Origin of the sequence: Kriegella aquimaris (assembly GCF_900103215.1) — a bacterium.
GTDB classification, from domain to species: domain Bacteria; phylum Bacteroidota; class Bacteroidia; order Flavobacteriales; family Flavobacteriaceae; genus Kriegella; species Kriegella aquimaris.
Genome location: NZ_FNGV01000009.1, coordinates 23,662 through 40,731, shown reverse-complemented (window position 1 = coordinate 40,731; position 17,070 = coordinate 23,662). Strand labels below are relative to the sequence as shown.

Annotated in this window: 10 protein-coding genes; 5 read left to right on the top strand and 5 right to left on the bottom strand. The window is 43.6% G+C overall.

The genetic code is table 11. From position 1 onward, the window contains the following. Positions 1-43 precede the first annotated feature (43 nt). The 4 genes from BLS33_RS16485 to BLS33_RS16470 form a co-directional block, all read right to left on the bottom strand. The gene (locus BLS33_RS16485) at positions 44-1,198 is read right to left on the bottom strand and encodes an alpha-hydroxy acid oxidase (RefSeq protein ID WP_089891983.1); all 1,155 of its coding nucleotides are present in this window, start codon (positions 1,196-1,198) and stop codon (positions 44-46) included. A gap of 2 nt (positions 1,199-1,200) precedes the next feature. Further along, positions 1,201-2,574, bottom strand: a complete 1,374-nt coding sequence (locus BLS33_RS16480; protein WP_089891980.1) for an FGGY-family carbohydrate kinase — start codon at positions 2,572-2,574, stop codon at positions 1,201-1,203. 9 nt (positions 2,575-2,583) lie between these two features. After that, the gene (locus BLS33_RS16475; protein ID WP_089891977.1) at positions 2,584-3,864 is read right to left on the bottom strand and encodes a sugar isomerase; all 1,281 of its coding nucleotides are present in this window, start codon (positions 3,862-3,864) and stop codon (positions 2,584-2,586) included. 95 nt (positions 3,865-3,959) lie between these two features. Beyond that, entirely contained in the window at positions 3,960-6,065 is a 2,106-nt protein-coding gene (locus BLS33_RS16470; protein WP_089891975.1) for a bifunctional aldolase/short-chain dehydrogenase, read from the bottom strand. 333 nt (positions 6,066-6,398) lie between these two features. Here BLS33_RS16470 and BLS33_RS16465 point away from each other — a divergent pair, with 333 nt between their 5' ends. The 5 genes from BLS33_RS16465 to BLS33_RS16445 are packed head-to-tail and all read left to right on the top strand — an operon-like array spanning position 6,399 to position 15,800. Further along, complete coding sequence (locus BLS33_RS16465) at positions 6,399-9,494, top strand: SusC/RagA family TonB-linked outer membrane protein (protein WP_089891970.1); 3,096 nt, start codon at positions 6,399-6,401, stop codon at positions 9,492-9,494. 58 nt (positions 9,495-9,552) lie between these two features. After that, positions 9,553-11,049, top strand: a complete 1,497-nt coding sequence (locus tag BLS33_RS16460) for a RagB/SusD family nutrient uptake outer membrane protein (protein ID WP_089892333.1) — start codon at positions 9,553-9,555, stop codon at positions 11,047-11,049. Positions 11,050-11,085: 36 nt separating this feature from the next. After that, positions 11,086-13,761 (top strand): c-type cytochrome, encoded by a 2,676-nt coding sequence (locus BLS33_RS16455; protein ID WP_089891966.1) that lies wholly within the window; start codon positions 11,086-11,088, stop codon positions 13,759-13,761. Position 13,762: 1 nt separating this feature from the next. Beyond that, positions 13,763-14,992 (top strand): FG-GAP repeat domain-containing protein, encoded by a 1,230-nt coding sequence (locus tag BLS33_RS16450; protein ID WP_089891963.1) that lies wholly within the window; start codon positions 13,763-13,765, stop codon positions 14,990-14,992. Between the two features lie 4 nt (positions 14,993-14,996). Then, positions 14,997-15,800, top strand: coding sequence for a 3-keto-disaccharide hydrolase (locus BLS33_RS16445; RefSeq protein WP_089891960.1), 804 nt, complete (start codon positions 14,997-14,999; stop codon positions 15,798-15,800). A 30-nt stretch (positions 15,801-15,830) separates the two neighbouring features. On the opposite strand, the gene BLS33_RS16440 is transcribed toward BLS33_RS16445, so the two are convergent. After that, entirely contained in the window at positions 15,831-17,012 is a 1,182-nt protein-coding gene (locus BLS33_RS16440) for an alginate lyase family protein (protein ID WP_089891958.1), read from the bottom strand. Positions 17,013-17,070: the final 58 nt, after the last annotated feature.

Genomic DNA, 17,070 nt, shown 5'->3' with positions numbered 1-17,070 from the left:
AAACTTGAAACGTTCTATGCAAAGCGGTTCGGATGGTTATGGTTTAGGAGTTGTGTAGTAAATGATTGGGCAGGTCTTCGACGCGCTCACAGCATAATTGATCCATAACCTGTTTGAATTGGGTCTTCAACATGGCTATCGTGTGGTCACCACCTTTGTTGCCCAAAGCGCCTGCACCGTACATAAAAGAACGCCCCATAAAGGTAAACTTTGCACCGCTGGCTATGGTTCTAGCGATATCGGGACCTGATCGCAGCCCACTGTCCATCATAATCTCAATCTGGTCACCGTAAGTCGAAGCAATGCCCTGTAACGAACTAATTGTCGATTGGGCGGCATCTAACTGCCTGCCCCCATGATTGGATAGAATTATACCATCAAAGCCCATGCGAATCGCATCTTGGGTATCTTGTTCCGAGGCTACTCCTTTCAATACCAGCTTCCCTTTCCACTTGTCACGAATTGGTTTTATTCTTTCCTCATTTAATCGACCTGAGAAGGTCTTATCCATAAATTGCCCCAATTGCCTTAGGTTGAGGCCTTCAGGCGTATACGGTTTTAAGGTCTCAAAAGTTGGTTGCCCGTATTTGAGCGTATTGTAGGCCCAACGTGGTTTTCCTAAAATTTGAAGAATGTTGGTCAACGACATTTTGGGAGGCAACGCCAGTCCATTTCTGATGTCGCGCGGCCGATAACCAAATGTGGGCACATCGCACAACAAAACAAGCACCGGACATCCGGCGGCTTCAGCACGATCAATAATATCATCGCGTAGCCTGTCTTCAACAGGATTGTACAATTGAAACCAAGCGTTCCCTTCCGTAAGTTCGCTTGCTCGCTCGATATCCATTGTTGTAACGGTACTGAGTACAAATGGGATGTTATTTTTAAAAGCTGCTTTGGCCAAAATTTCAGGGGAATTGGGCCACATCAATCCCTGAAGACCTACTGGCGCAATGCCAAAAGGAGCATCGAACTCCATGCCCAACACCTTTGTTTTGGTATCACTGACCCCCTTATTGCGAAGGTATCGAGGCTGTAACTGTACTTCCCTAATTTCCGAGGTGTTTCGTGTAATACTTACATCCTCATTACAACCGCCATCAAGGTATTCGAAAGCAAATTTAGGAACACGCTTTTTAGCTCTTTCCCTTAAATCTTCTACGGACGGGTATTGTGAATTTATTTCGGACTTCATAGTTATTTTAGAATAAAGGGTGCATGTGTCTTCAAAGCATAATTGTTTTTAAGGAAGGTCGTGTCGAGCTTCGCCTTCGAAATAACGATTGCCGCGCCCAGGGCCGAACCCAAAGACGAATCAGTCGTTTGTAACCCCATATGGCCCAAGTAATGGGACACCAATTTGATGTATACGTCGTTATCGCTAAAACCTCCGTCTACAAAAAGATGTTCGACCGGGGTATCACCGACGGCCGCTTTGATACTTTCGACTTGTAACAACACCAGTTCTAACATTAATTGGTGATAAGCGTGTTCAAACCTATCGTATGATATTTTTGTTTCCTCGGGCACGTCCTTGGCCGAAATGCTCGTCCATTTGAACATTGGGGTAAAATCTTTGGTCACCTCGAACAGAATTTCTTGATCGAATTTAACTAATTTGTGGTAATCTTCGGGAAGATTGAAATGGGCGGACAATTGTTTTACCTGAAATTTGTATTCATTACCCAGAAACAAACGCGATACTTTCACAGGACTTCCATCGATACGCATATTAAAAAGTCCGTCATTGGCGATATCGGTATCGGTAAGCATCTCTTTCGCGAACGGATTTATGGAAATACTCCACGTTCCCGTCGAAACCAGTACAAAAGGACTTTCCGTACTTCGCACATAGGGCAAAAGAGCCGAAGAACTGTCATGGATCCCCACACCGACATTTAGTTTGTGGCCCTTATAATCCACATGTAAACAAGTATCCGCTGTGGTTAATGGAGGTAGTATTTTATCTATTCCTTCTCGGTAGACCCATGCATGATAATCTTTTTTTTCATAATCCCACAGCAGCGTATGACAACCGATACTGGTATATTCGCTCACCGGTATGCCCGTAAACAAATAACTCAGGTATTGGGGCAAATGGAGTGTATATTTTATTTTTTTGAAGACTTCGGGCCGCGCTTGCTTGAGCCAATAGAGCTGCATACCCGTATTCAGCATACCCAATTTTTGTGACCCCGTAATTCTTGAAAGTTCTGCCTCCGGACCATATTTATCATAAAAGCTCTTGGATATGGATTCATCCAAAGGCTTCATATAATTGTACAAAGGTGTGATTACTTTTCCATGTTCGTCGATATGTACGACGGTGGCACCATAACTGGAAAAGTTAACGGCCTTTATCTCGTAATCGGAAACGTCCATCATCCGATCGAAGACTTCCTTTAACCAATTTTCAAGGGCCGCGAGATTTTCCGTAGGATAACCATCCTCATCAGAAATTTCTTCGAAACGGGTATATTCGCGATAGACCTCTTGATAATCCTCGTCAAAAAGAAAGAACTTTTTATTGGTTCTCCCGATATCGAATATGGCGGTAACTTTTTTTTTCATCGATACATCTTAGAGTCCGGTAGCGACGGTATGTCGGCCCCGTTCCTTTATCAAGTTATCGCGCACCTGTAAGGAACGGTAGGTCATCAACGGATGCAACGCACTACCCATCTGAAGTCTCGCCCGTTCTAACAACGGTCGTACATCGGTTCGGTATGCATTTTGTAAAATCTCTTGGCACTGTACCACATCGTTCTGCTGCTGTGCTACCTTCAATTGTTCTTGGTCGACCAACAATGCTTTGGCATAGGCCTCTTGTATTGCCTCTAATGACTGTATAAGGTCTTCTAAAGGATCTTTGATGTTATGACTTGCATCGATCATCCACGCCGGATATGGGTTCTGCGGATTGTGCTGCATACCATAAACCAACTCGTTGAATATTAAGAATAGCGCATACGGTTTTACGCTTCCCGTCGTACTATCATCATCGCCATATTTGCTATCGTTGAAATGGAAACCCCCAAGTTTACCTTTAACCATTAAGGTGGAAACAATCTGTTCGATATTGGTATTGGGCAGGTGGTGGCCAAGATCCACAAGTGTATAGGCCTTTTCACCACAGGCGTTCGCCAATAGGAACGATGTACCCCAATCTTGTATTACGGTGCTGTAAAAATTGGGTTCATAAGGTTTATATTCAATAAAGAGTTTCCAGTCTTCGGGAAGTCCCGCATAGATTTTTTTCAAACTATCTTCGGTGTTCAGTAGCGCTGTTTGAAAATTGTCCTGGCCCGGAAAATTGGAACCATCGGCAAGCCACACCGTCAGGCTTTTTGACCCTAATTTCTCGCCGATCTTAATGACATCAAGATTGTGTTGTATCGCTTGCTCGCGCACGGCTTCGTTTCTGTTCGACAGCGAACCATACCGATAACTTTCTTTGGCGTCTTTCTGATCTTGAAAAGTATTGGAATTGACCGCGTCAAAAATTAATCCGTGAGAAGCGGCCCGTTCCCTTATCGCTTTATAATCTTCAGGAATGTCCCATGGAATATGTAACGAAATGGCACCCGCCGTACCCGTAAGGGCATGCAAAACGCCCACATCGTCGATTTTCTGTTCTAAGGTCGCAGGTTCGCCGTAGAAGGAAAATCTTCCAAACCGCGTTCCCCCAGCACCTAAGGCCCAACTTGGAATGGCCACTTGAAAATCGGCCAACCTTTGAACGACTTCTTCGACATCGACTCCTCTCTTATCCAAGGAGCTTCCCAAAAAATCAAAACTTTCATTATGGAAAGTCGTTTGCTGCTGGTTTTCAACTAAAATCTGCTCTTTTTCTATCTTCATAATATGATGAATATGATGTACTTACAAGAAGGAAGACCCACAGGCACAAAGCCTGTGGATAGTCCTAAAATAACTCAAAAAACTCACTCAAATAATTATCGTACAAATGCGTTGGCCATACCGCCATCGACATTGATTATATTTCCCGTAGACTTATCTAAAATACCGACCAAGGCGAAGACACCGTTTGCAATATCCTTCGGATAAATTATTTCGTTCAACAAATTGCGTTTCGCATAATGCGCGGGTAATTCTTCAACGGTAATGCCATAGGTTTTGGCACGACCTTCGGCCCAATCGCCCTCCCATATTTTACTACCAACGATTACGCCATCGGGGTTGACCGTATTTACACGTATCTTATCACCCCCCAATTCGGCGGCCAATAAACGGGCCATGTGCTGCTGTGCCGCCTTTGCGGTACCATAACCGACATTGTTTGGACCGGAGACCAGACCGTTTTTACTGGCAATACTAATAAAATCACCTCCTTGCCCTTGCTTGCGCATAACCGCAACAGCCTGTTTGGCCAATTCGAACTGCCCCTTGACCAATACGTTTTGAAGAATGTCCCAATCTTTTTCGGTAGTTTCTTCCAATGGTTTGGAGATGGCCAGACCAGCACTATGGACCACAATGTCCACTCCCCCAAATTCGAGACATGCTTTTTTATAAGCTTCGGCAATGGAACTGCTTTGTGTGACATCACATACCGCATATGCCGCAGTATCACGACCATAAGTTTCTAAGGCTTCCTGAAGGCGGTCTTCGGCAATATCGGTCAAGACCACATTGGCACCTTGTTCGGCCAATTTATCGGCGATGGCCTTCCCAATACCACCTCCGGCACCAGTTACCAAAGCCACTTTTCGCGATAAGGGCTTTTCTTTGGGCATACGTTGCAACTTTGCCTCTTCCAATAACCAATATTCGATATCGAATGCCTCTTGCCTTGGCAAGGAAGTATACTCGGTAATGGCCTCGGCACCGCGCATTACGTTTATGGCGTTCACATAGAATTCGTTGGCAACACGGGTCGTCTGTTTATTCTTGGCAAAACTGAACATCCCCACCCCCGGATAGATAATGATGACCGGATTGGCATCACGAACTGCAGGACTGTTGTCACGCTTATGCGTATCGTAATAGGCTTGATATTCTTTTCTATATTGCTCAAAGGCAGGCTTTAATTTTTCAAGCACCGCTGCTGTATCGGAAAGGTCTTCATTGGTATCTAAATGTAGGACCAATGGTTGAATTTTCGTTCTAAGAAAGTGGTCGGGACATGAAGTACCCATCGGGGCCAAACGCTCAAGATCATTGCTGTTTATATATTGCAATACAACGTCACTATCCGTAAAATGACCTATCATCCTATTTTCGGAAGAACAGAGTCCACGTAACATCGGCATTAATTGCGCCGCTTTCTCACGGCGCTCGTCTTTCGGAAGGGACTGTACTTTCTGCCCTCCGAAAACGCTTCCCTTTTCCTTGATTTTTTTCTCGATATATTCCGAAGCAGTTTCGATCACCTCCAAACTGTTCATATAACATTCATATGATGTATCTCCCCATGTAAAAAGTCCGTGGCTGCCTAAAACAATACCACGGATACCTGGGTTGTCGTTCAAACATTTCTCCAACTGTAGCCCCAAATCAAAACCAGGTCGTTGCCAAGGCACCCAGCCCATGGTATCGCCCCAGATTTCTTTGGTTACTTTTTCACTGTCTTTGGCAGCGGCTACCGCAATCAGGGCATCGGGGTGTAGGTGATCGATATGTTTGAATGGAAGCAGCCCGTGCAAAGGAGTATCGATAGAAGGTGCCTTACTGTCTAAATCATAGATACAATGGTTGAAGAGGCCGACCATGCGATCTTCATCGGCCAATCCGCCATATATATTTTTCAAATTTCGCAGCCTTTCCGTGTAAAGTCCCGCTATTCCCGCCTTGGTAAGGGTACCAATATCACCCCCCGAACCTTTTATCCACATCACCTCGACCTCCTCATCGGTCAACGGATCTTTTTCGATGGTCTTGCAGCTCGTATTTCCCCCACCATAATTCGTTATTCTTAAATCGGCCCCGAGAATGTTCGAACGGTATAGAAACAGTGCCACTTGATCGTCGCCTAGTTTTGCCGCTTTTTCATCGTCCCAGAGGTAATCTACATAGTTGAAATTCTTAACCGTATTGCTCATTTTGATTGTCTTAATTTAGTTTTGATAGGGCTAAAGTAAGCAAGGGAATTGAGGGAGGTGTCCTGTACTGTCCCGATTCAATGAAAAAATAATTATAAAACCAAAAAGTAACGAACACTATCAAATTCTTCTTTTTCAGAATAAAAACAACACTTTCTATCAAAAAAGATGCACCATTGTTAACTTCTATTCATTTTAAACAGGACAGTACAGGATAGTTCATTAAGATTAGGTAAGTACTTTCGGGGTAAAGACGACAGAATTATGTTCAAGTAAGAAAGGTATTCTGACCCCCTCGTTTTTATTAATGACAACAACTTAATCAACTCTATTATGAAAAAAAAATTGAACGCTGTTTCAAAGGCATTTCTCTTTGCCTTAATGTTACTTTTTGCACTTAATAGCCATGCTCAAGACGTGGTGATCAAGGGCACGGTACTTTCTTCCACTGACGGACTGGGGCTACCAGGCGCCAACATCGTTGAAAAAGGTACCACAAATGGGGTAACGGCCGACTTTGATGGCAACTTTTCGATAGAAGTTCCCAATACAAATGCCACATTGGTCTTCTCTTATATCGGCTTCGCAACCAAAGAGGTTCCCTTAAATGGTCAATCGACTCTAAATATTACACTCGAAGAAAGCGCTGCCGGCCTCGATGAAGTAGTGGTCGTTGGTTATGGTACCCAGATTAAAAGACAGGTTACCGGGTCAGTGTCTACCATTCAGGCCACTGAGCTTGCCGATATCCCCGTTTCCCAGATCACTCAAAAAATACAGGGTAGGCTTCCAGGGGTTCAAATTAATCAGACCACGGGTAAACCGGGTCAGGGAATGTCGGTTCGGATCCGGGGGCAATTATCCGTTTCCGGTGGTAGTGACCCTTTGTATGTAGTTGATGGCTTTCCCATCTCTGGAGGGATCAACAATATAAATCCTGATGAAATCCAAGATATTTCCGTTTTAAAGGATGCTGCTTCCACTTCCTTGTACGGTTCAAGAGCCGCCAATGGAGTTGTTCTGATTACGACCAAAAGCGGAAAACCCGGTGAAACAAGTATAAGCCTGAATGTTACAACCAGTATGCAGAATGTTCCGGATAGGGGAAGGATAGAAATGATGAATGCTGTTGAATTCGCGCAATTTAAAAAGGAGTATTATGAAGATCAAGGGGACCCGGTACCTGATATTTATCAGAACCCATCGCAGTACGAAGGACAAAACAACGATTGGTACGATGCGATGCTAAGAACGGCTCCCATGACCAACTACAACCTCACCTTGACTTCTAATAAAGAAAAATTACGAACCTCGGTGATTTTAGGTTTCTTTGATCAAGAAGGGGTAGTCTTAAATTCGGATTATAAGCGGTATTCACTACGTGCAAATTTGGATTATAGTTTATCTGATAAGGTTCGAGTAGGGGTGAATGTTGCACCTAGCTACATTCTTGATAATGTACCAAGAACAGATGGTAGCCGGGGAACAGGTCTCCTGTTTAACGCATTGCACACCTGGCCCATTATGCCTATCTACAATCCTGACGGGACCAGAACGGAGTTCAATAATTTTCCGGCAAATACAGGAAATATCTTCTCTTATGCCAACTGGCTCAATTCTGCTGAGCGTATTCAAGACGGAACTAAAGAACTTAATCTTTTGTCCAATGCCTATATTGAATACGAACCAATAGAAGGCCTTTCTATTAAATCGAGTTTAAACGCGGAATTTTACAATAGTCAATATGAATACTTCAGTCCCACCAATGCCACCTATGCAATTAATCGTCCGATACCAACGAACAATGAAGCAGTTTGGGACAAAAGGAACACTTTTTCATGGTTGAACGAGAACACGGTTAATTATACTAAAAGTTTTGGCGAGCACAATTTCTCGCTTCTAGGAGGTTTTACCTATCAAAAATATCGTTTCGACCGGAGTAGGGTTGCGGCCAGTGATTTTGCCGATGATAGACTGCCCAATATACAAGGGGCGGCCAACATTAACAGGGGCGGCACATATGATCAAGTGCAGGAATGGAGTTTGGTTTCCTATCTTTCAAGACTTACCTATAACTATAAAGGAAAATATCTCTTGACCGGTTCAATCCGTAGTGATGGGTCTTCAAGATTTGGATCCGAGAATAGATGGGGTACATTTCCTTCCGTATCTGCAGGATGGATTGCATCTGATGAGGCTTTTCTAGAAAATGTGGAATCCATTTCGCTTCTAAAACTGCGTGCGAGTTATGGGGTTACCGGAAACAATAATATAGGTAACTACACGCAATATGCGTTAATAGACAATACTGTAAATGCCGTATTTGGAGACACTTTTGCGCCTGGTTCAGCGGTAAATTCACTCTCAAATTCTAATTTGGGTTGGGAAACCACCAAGCAGTTCGATATTGGACTGGATTTAAGCCTCTTCAATGATAGGGTGTCGTTAGTTTATGATTATTATACCAAGAACACGACCAATCTCTTGTATAACGTACAGGTGGCTAGGGAATCAGGCTTTTCCAACTTCAGCGACAACATTGGTGAAATCAAATTCTGGGGCCATGAGTTTGGTATAAATACGGTTAACACTACAGGTGAATTTCAATGGACCACCAATGCAAATATATCCTTCAATCGCAATGAGGTAGTAGCATTGGCCGATGGTATTGACAGGGTTTACGGCCCAGGCGGATGGCATATTACCAAAGTAGGCGAGCCTTTTGGTCAATTCTATGGACATCTATCTGATGGGGTTTATCTAAACCAGCAAGACTTGGACAGCTCCCCACAGGTTCCGGGTCGTTCTACTGTGGGTAGTATCAAATTACTCGATGTTAATGGTGATGGTATCATTACTCGCGGGGGCGATGAAGATGACCGTGCGATCATGGGAAGTCCATTTCCTGATTTTACTTACGGTATTACAAACACTATTAACTACAAGAATTTTGACTTTTCTGTTGTGGGTACCGGTTCTTACGGCAATGAACTACTTGTTAGGCACCTGTACAGTACAACGAATTTAGATGGGGTATTCAATCTTTTAAAAGATGTTGAAAACCGTTTTAGATCGGTTGACAACCCGGGTGACGGTTTTTATGGCACCACAGTTGGTGGTGGTAATGTTACCGGTATAGAAAGGGATTGGATCAATGATCGCTTCGTTGCAGATGCCTCCTACTTCAACATTAGGAATATAACCTTAGGATATACCATTCCAGGACTGGATAAATATTTCAAGTCGGCCCGCGTATATGGCTCAATTCAAAATGTGCACATATTCACTAAATATTGGGGCGGACCAAACCCTGAAATAAGTGTGCAGAATAATGGAGAGGGAGATGGTGGAAATCTTGCTTCCGGGGTAGATATTTCCGGATATCCGGTTCCACGTATATTTAGTTTAGGTTTAAATTTAAACTTTTAAATCGTAAATTATTATGTCAAAAAATAGTTCACTTTCGACAAATCTTAAAAATGAAAAAATGAAAAATATATTCTATTTTATCGCAATATTACTGGGGTTTCTGGTAAGCGGTTGTGACGAGGAATTAACCATTTTCCCCGAAGACTCATTAAGTGTGCCTACCTTCTTCAAAACGGAAGAAGATTTCACACAAGCCATTAACGGAACCTACGTACCCCTACGTGGAATTAACAATCAATCAAAGCCCTTTCTGGCCGAGATGCACTCTGACAACACCTATTTTGCACGTAATACGGCTTTTGGTGCTACAGATAACCAAGAAGATATTGCCGATCACTCCATACCTAGCGATGGGGGCATAACCGCGAATGGCCATGTAAATAATGTTTATGTGGGATATTATGAAGTTATTGCTCGAGCCAATCAGATTTTAGCAACCATAGATGAAGCTGAATTTGATGAAGCTGCAAAAGCGAACGTAAAAGGTCAGGCGCTTTTTCTAAGGGCATATTCTTATTTTGACCTGGCGCAGTTATTTGGTAGTGTACCCATGCATCTTGAGCCGGTAGTAGACCGTGAAGGAGCAGCTTTGCCCCTTGCTTCGGAAGAAGAACTTTATGCCCAGATTATAGAAGACACCCAAGCGGCCATTTCTTTATTACCGCTTAAATCACAACAACAACCTGGAAGGGTGACTTCCGGTGCGGCTCAAACACTTTTAGGAAATGTTTATATAGTTCGCGAACGATGGGCGGATGCCGAAACCGTTTTGAAAGCGGTTGTAGCCAGTAACGAATATGACTTAATGCCTAACTATGAGGACGCTTTTTCCGGAAATAGCGACAATAAGAACAACATGGAGTCTGTTTTTGAAATTCAATACAGGGAAGGTGCCGAAGGACTGAATGGCAGCTTTCTATACAACTTTCTTCCAAGACCAATTACCGCCGAAGAGGTTGGTGCTATAACCGGAACATCAAACCCACAGCCCGTTAATGGAGAAGGGAACAATATCCCAACCCCAGATATTATTGAAGCTTATGAAGACGGCGATTTGAGGGAAGATGCTTCAATATTGTATGTTACCGCTAGTGAGAGCTTTTGGGAAGATGGTGTTTATCCGATTATCAAGAAATATGTTGAACCCCATTCTTTGCATGGCAACCATGGTATGAATTGGCCTATTTATCGTTATTCCGAAGTACTGTTATTTTTAGCGGAAAGCTTGGAAGAACAAGGAAAAGATGGTGAAGCCCTTCCCTATCTAACTGAAGTTCGCACACGTGCAGGCCTTGGTGCCCCGATAGGTGATTTAGGAGAAGCAATCTTTAACGAGAGAAGGGTCGAACTCGCTTTTGAAAACAAAAGATGGTTCGATTTGGTTCGAACAGGTCGTGCAATTGATGTGATTACTGCTCATGGAAATAAAATAAAAGCCAACCCAGTTGACTACTACTATCCTGCGGGTGTAGAACCAAGGGGCAATGTTTTTACCAATATCACAGAACGTTATGCACTTCCGGCATCCGAATCATCCCTAAACCCAAATTTTTAATTAAATTAGTCGACTTATAATAAAAATCAAAATAATATGACCAGACTTTTCGTCGCACTTATTTTTGCAATGCTGTTTTCTATTTCCTGTGAGGATGCCAAGGAAACGGATTCAAAAAGTACCCAAGAGCTTGATCCAAAACTGTCGAAGCTGAAATTACAGCCAGGTTTTGAAGCAGAACATCTGTATAGCCCTGCGGATAATGATCAAGGATCGTGGGTCGCTATGACCTTTGATGATAAAGACCGACTAATTACCGCGGATCAATATGGTGCATTATACCGTATGGAAATACCTGCCATCGGCTCCGACGTTGTAACACCCAAGATTGAAAAGCTCAAGATTCAAACCGGGGAAGCCGTGGCTGATTCCGTAATACAAATGGGCTATGCACAAGGACTGCTCTATGCTTTCAATAGTCTTTACGTGATGGTCAACCATAGGGGTAACGACGAATTTGAAAAAAGCAGCGGGCTTTACCGTTTGCAGGATACGGATAATGACGACCAATATGACAAGATTACCTTGTTAAAGGCATTGAACGGTGCCGGTGAACATGGTCCGCATAGTATTGTAATGAGTCCTGACGGAAAGACGCTGCACGTCATCGCCGGAAACCATACCGATTTACCTGAAATGGATTCATATCGATTGCCTAAAGTATGGCAAGATGATAACCTCTTTCCTCAGGTCAAAGATCCTCGTGGTCATGCCAATGACCGAGGTGCCCCAGGAGGATGGATAGCAAAAATCGACCCCGAAGGAAAAAACTGGGAATTGGTGAGCGCCGGTTTCCGAAATCCTTTTGACCTTGATTTTAATGACCAAGGCGATATGTTCGTTTACGATAGCGATATGGAATGGGATTTGGGCATGCCTTGGTATCGTCCGACCCGTATCTGCCACGTAACCAGTGGTAGTGAATTCGGATGGCGTACCGGTAACGGAAAATGGTCTCCCGCCTATCCTGACAACCTTCCGCCTATAGTGAATATCGGCCAAGGGTCTCCGACCAACGTGGTGTATGGTAGGGGGGCAAAATTCCCAGAGAAATATCAGAAAAGTATCTATGCATTTGACTGGAGTTTTGGAATGATTTATGCCATTCATCTCACACCTAACGGTTCTTCTTATGACGGTGAGCGCGAAGAATTTTTATCAGGCATTCCACTTCCTTTGACCGATGGGGTCATTGGCCCAGATGGCGCGATGTACTTTATGACAGGAGGCCGTAGGTTGGATTCCGACCTATACAGAGTGCATTACACAGGTGACGAATCGGTTGTCGCTTCAAACGAGACTCCCGAGTTGACCGAAGCGAATAAAATCAGAAGACAATTAGAAGCTTATCACGAAGCACCAAAGGCAGGTGCCGTAGCATTTGCTTGGCCGCACCTAAGCAGTGAAGATCGTTTTTTACAGTATGCCGCACGTATTGCCATAGAGCATCAACCCGTACAAGAATGGCAGGCGAAAGTATTGGCCGAAAAAGATCCAGTAGCCTTGGCTCAAGGTGTTATCGCTTTAGCCCGTCAGGGATCAAAAACACAACAGAGCGGAATGCTAAATGCGCTTATGGGTGTTGATTACGCTTCACTTTCACCACAACATCAGGTTGATTTGTTACGCGCTTTTGAACTGACACTTGCGCGTTTCGGAGTTCCGTCGGCCGGCATTAAGAACAAGGTTATCGCCTATCTTTCACCGAAATACCCGGCACAAACAGATGTCTTGAACCAATTATTGAGCAAGACCCTTGCCTATCTTGATGACCCGACAGTCGCCAAAAAAACGCTAGCGTTATTGGAATCGAATACTGGTGAGAACGTAGATGTAATGGCAAACACTGCCACTGACGCTTCCGATTTGATATTGAGAAACCCTCAGTATGGAATGGACATTGCCCTTACATTGAAAAATATGCCTCCTGCCCAACACACCTATTATGGCATGGTCATCGAAGATGTTGACAAAGGATGGACGCCGGAGCTTCGCGAAAAGTATTTCAAGTGGTTTAACAAGGCATTTTCTTTCAAAGCAGGTAGAAGTTATATCGGTTTTATCGACAAGGCCAGAAAAAAAGCCTTGACCCATGTACCTAAAGCCAAATTTGATTTCTACGATAAGATGTCAGGAGCCGATTTATTGGCAAGTTCGGGTAACGATTTGGCCGTTTCTACGGTAACACCGAAAGGACCTAGACACAATTGGAAAGTAGAAGAAATAGGGCCTTTATTGGCCGATGGTTTAAAAGGAAGAGATTTTGAATACGGCAAAAGTATGTTTGCTTCCACGAGCTGTATCACATGTCATACCATGCAGGGCGAAGGTCAAAATATTGGTCCCGACCTTAGTCAGCTAGGCACGCGTTTCTCTCCTGAAGATATTCTAAAAGCCACTATAGACCCTAGTGATGTTATCTCAGATCAGTATAACTCTACCGTGTACACTCTAAAAGATGGCACATCGATAGTAGGCAGATTGATGAACGAAAACGATCAAAACTATGTAGTTTCCCAGAACCCATATGCTCCGGACATCACTCGTGAGATTCCTAAAGATCAGGTAACCGATATGAAAATGTCGACTGTGTCTATAATGCCCCCTGGCACCATTAATTCGTTAAACGCGGATGAGCTAAAAGATCTTCTGGCCTATTTGATTTCCGGAGGTGACCCAAAAAACCCTATTTACACGGAGGCTAATAATTAAAATGAATAAATTAGTAAAAGAAGCTGGTTGCCATGTAGTTTCAAACTACACTGCGCCAGCTTCTAAAACTACATCCAAAAACAGTACGGCACGTATTTCGCTCATCGTCTTTTTCTTGACGGGTGTTTTTGGGTATGCCCAATCAAAACCCTTGGTATTTACCAAAAAAGCGATTGCCTCCGAAAGTTATGAATCGGTAGGCGTCTTCGACGTCAATAATGACAACGTGCTTGATATCGTATCGGGCGCCTATTGGTACGAAGGACCTGACTATCAAAACAGGCACTATATTGGGTCGGCCAAACGCTATGGTGAATATTACGATGATTTCTCGACCATTCCACTCGATGTGAATGGTGATGGAAATATGGATTTTATTACAGGAGGCTGGTTTGGAAAACAATTGGTCTGGAAAGAAAATTCCGGTGACAATGGCGAGTGGCAAGAACATTTGATTGCCGAAGCCGGCAATATTGAGAGCACCCGTTCTTGGGACATTGATGGCGATGGCATCATCGAAATCGTTCCAAATACTCCAAACGACCCCTTGATTATCTATCGCTTACTATTGGATAATAATAAAAAGGGTACGGGGAAATTTGGCAAACACACCATTTCGGAAAAACAGGGTCATGGCTTAGGTTTTGGGGACATCAATAATGATGGTCGTGGAGATTTGGTCGTTCCATCGGGGTGGCTCGAAGCGCCAGAAGATCCCTATACCGGAGAATGGAAATTTCATCAAGACTTTGAACTAGGCACCGCCAGCGTACCTATGATTATCGCCGATATCAACAAAGACGGACTTAACGACCTGATTGTAGGCCAGGGTCATGGTTACGGTCTGCACTGGTACGAGCAGACAACCACGAAAAAAGATAAAAAAACGACGTGGACCAAACATTCCATTGACCCCTACAATTCGCAATACCATAGTATGGAATGGATCGATATTGATCAAGATGGGGAAAATGAATTGGTTACAGGAAAACGTTACCGTGCACACAACGGAAAAGATCCCGGCGGGAATGATGAACTCGGACTCTATTATTTCAGATGGACCGGTGAAAATTTCAGCAAACAAATTATTGACTACGGTGCTTATGGCACGGGAAAAGGCACGGGCGTCTATTTTAGCGTATCCGATTTGAATAAAAACGGAATGAAGGATATTATCGTAGCCGGAAAAGATGGGCTAACTATCTATTACAACGAACCAACAAAAAAATAAAAAAATGAATTTGAAAAGAAATTATATGCGCTATGCCCTAGTAGTTCTTGCACTTATTGGTCTACAATCTTGCAAGGAAAAAAAAGAAAGTAAAGCAGCGGAAGAATCCGTTGCCGTTGTTGAAGACACTGATGGTTTTGTAGAAATATTTGATGGCAAGACCCTGGATAATTGGGAAGGAGACCCCAATTACTGGCGAGTAGAAAACGGGAATTTGGTAGGTGAAGTCACCCCTTCGACCCTTTTGCAGAACAATACGTTTATTGTCTGGAAAGGCGGGCAACCAAGCGACTTCGAATTAAAACTGGAGTTCCGTATCGCCGAAGCGGGAAACAGTGGCATCAATTATCGCAGTGAAAAAATCGATACTATTCCCTATGCGCTACGCGGCTACCAGGCTGATATCGACGGGAAAATCAGATATACGGGGCAGAACTACGAAGAGAAAAAACGCGCTACACTCGCCTATCGAGGCGAAAAAGCCATCATCACTTCACAAGAAAACCCAGATACTCCAGGATCCTTACGCGCCAATGTGGCAAAGAACGCTTGGCAGAGTCGTGAGGTTATCGAATCTCTAGGCGATTCCGACGAACTCAAGACAAAAATCAAAAGTGAAGATTGGAACGAAGCCCACCTTATCATTAAAGGAAATAAGTTACAGCACTACATCAACGGAGTTCTCATGAGCGAGGTTATTGATGATGATACTGTAAACCGCGCATCTTCAGGCTTTTTAGGCGTTCAAGTACATGTAGGTCCGCCTATGAAAGTTGAATACCGCAACATACAGTTAAAAAATCTATAAAGGAAGCGACCCTGTGTTATTAGGGGTCGCTTATTTCCTTACCCAAAGCAACGGATATCGCACGGGCATATTCCGTATGACTTCGGGGTTATCGAAATTGGGTTCAAGGGATTTCCACAAATTTAAATAAGTCTCATTTTGCAGTGCGAGTCCGCCAAATAAAAATGAAGGTTGCCTTACGGGCCATTCTTCCCAATACATGACATCTTTTTGAAAAGGCCAGCTGCTTTTATCCTTGACATAAGGGTATAGAAACGAGAGTCCCTTGACCATACTTTTACCATCGGCCGTCGCATAGGCAAACAAGTTCTCTGTAGGGGTAGAAAGCACTTGGCAGAGCGCCGCCATTCCGTCAAGCACAAAAAGGGAGTACCCATAAGGTTTCGTTCGCGCCAATTCGAGCGGGAAAGTCCCTTTGTCGTCCATTTGATCGGGCAGCAAGGTTTCCTTGTAAAAATTTCGGACGAATTCTTTTTGCGTATCATTTCCGACGAAATCGGCAAAGACGGCGACCTGCATGGCCCAACAAACACTGTGATTGTTTCCATTGTCGCGCTCCTTGATGCCATACGGGTGTGTCGTAATCCATTCCAAATAATCGGAAAACCATTTCCGTATATCGGCCATGTCACTAGCCGAGATTACCTTTGCCTCTTCAATGGCCTGAGCGGCAAGAACTACTTCCAATAAGTGAATGGTATCGATAATACCGATACCCCGACCTGTTACTATGCCTTGGATGGCTTGGGCGTATAAAAGGTTCGGATTCATTTTGGTATCTTCATTGACAAACCAAGCTTGCAAATGCGGAAGCAACTGTTTGGCATAAGCTTTATCACCGGTGACCAAATAAGCCGATGCCAAGGCTCCGGAAATCTGACTTAAACGAATCATCGCTTTTCGATGTGCCGTAAAATTATCGGGATTTGTCAATCCATCTTTTCGTATGTAAGGTCCTTCAGGGTTTTGAGGATCGGGCCACCAATAATCCCCCTCGGAGTAAAAATCATGCAGCGTACCAGCACTGCGTTCACTTTGGTCATGGGTAACGGTAATAGGTTCTAAGCCTGCATACTCCCGAGCGTTATCAACCACCCGGTTTCTTTCTATTTGAACCAGATCAAAACCACTTACGGTCTTTTGACTTTTACATGGTATGCAAAGCAATAATGTGACGGAAGTAAATACCAGTTTTATTAAACTCCTTATCATTCTGGGGATTTTGTTGTTATTAAAAGTAGATTCAAATGATGACATCAATCGGTCTTAA

Bases quoted from the DNA above. Each gene is read 5' to 3' on its own strand.
- BLS33_RS16470 (WP_089891975.1), bottom strand. From the start codon at position 6,065: ATGAGCAATACGGTTAAGAATTTCAACTATGTAGATTACCTCTGGGAC.
- BLS33_RS16450 (WP_089891963.1), top strand. From the start codon at position 13,763: ATGAATAAATTAGTAAAAGAAGCTGGTTGCCATGTAGTTTCAAACTAC.
- BLS33_RS16475 (WP_089891977.1), bottom strand. From the start codon at position 3,864: ATGAAGATAGAAAAAGAGCAGATTTTAGTTGAAAACCAGCAGCAAACG.
- BLS33_RS16445 (WP_089891960.1), top strand. From the start codon at position 14,997: ATGAATTTGAAAAGAAATTATATGCGCTATGCCCTAGTAGTTCTTGCA.
- BLS33_RS16455 (WP_089891966.1), top strand. From the start codon at position 11,086: ATGACCAGACTTTTCGTCGCACTTATTTTTGCAATGCTGTTTTCTATT.
- BLS33_RS16460 (WP_089892333.1), top strand. From the start codon at position 9,553: ATGAAAAATATATTCTATTTTATCGCAATATTACTGGGGTTTCTGGTA.
- BLS33_RS16480 (WP_089891980.1), bottom strand. From the start codon at position 2,574: ATGAAAAAAAAAGTTACCGCCATATTCGATATCGGGAGAACCAATAAA.
- BLS33_RS16440 (WP_089891958.1), bottom strand. From the start codon at position 17,012: ATGATAAGGAGTTTAATAAAACTGGTATTTACTTCCGTCACATTATTG.
- BLS33_RS16485 (WP_089891983.1), bottom strand. From the start codon at position 1,198: ATGAAGTCCGAAATAAATTCACAATACCCGTCCGTAGAAGATTTAAGG.
- BLS33_RS16465 (WP_089891970.1), top strand. From the start codon at position 6,399: ATGAAAAAAAAATTGAACGCTGTTTCAAAGGCATTTCTCTTTGCCTTA.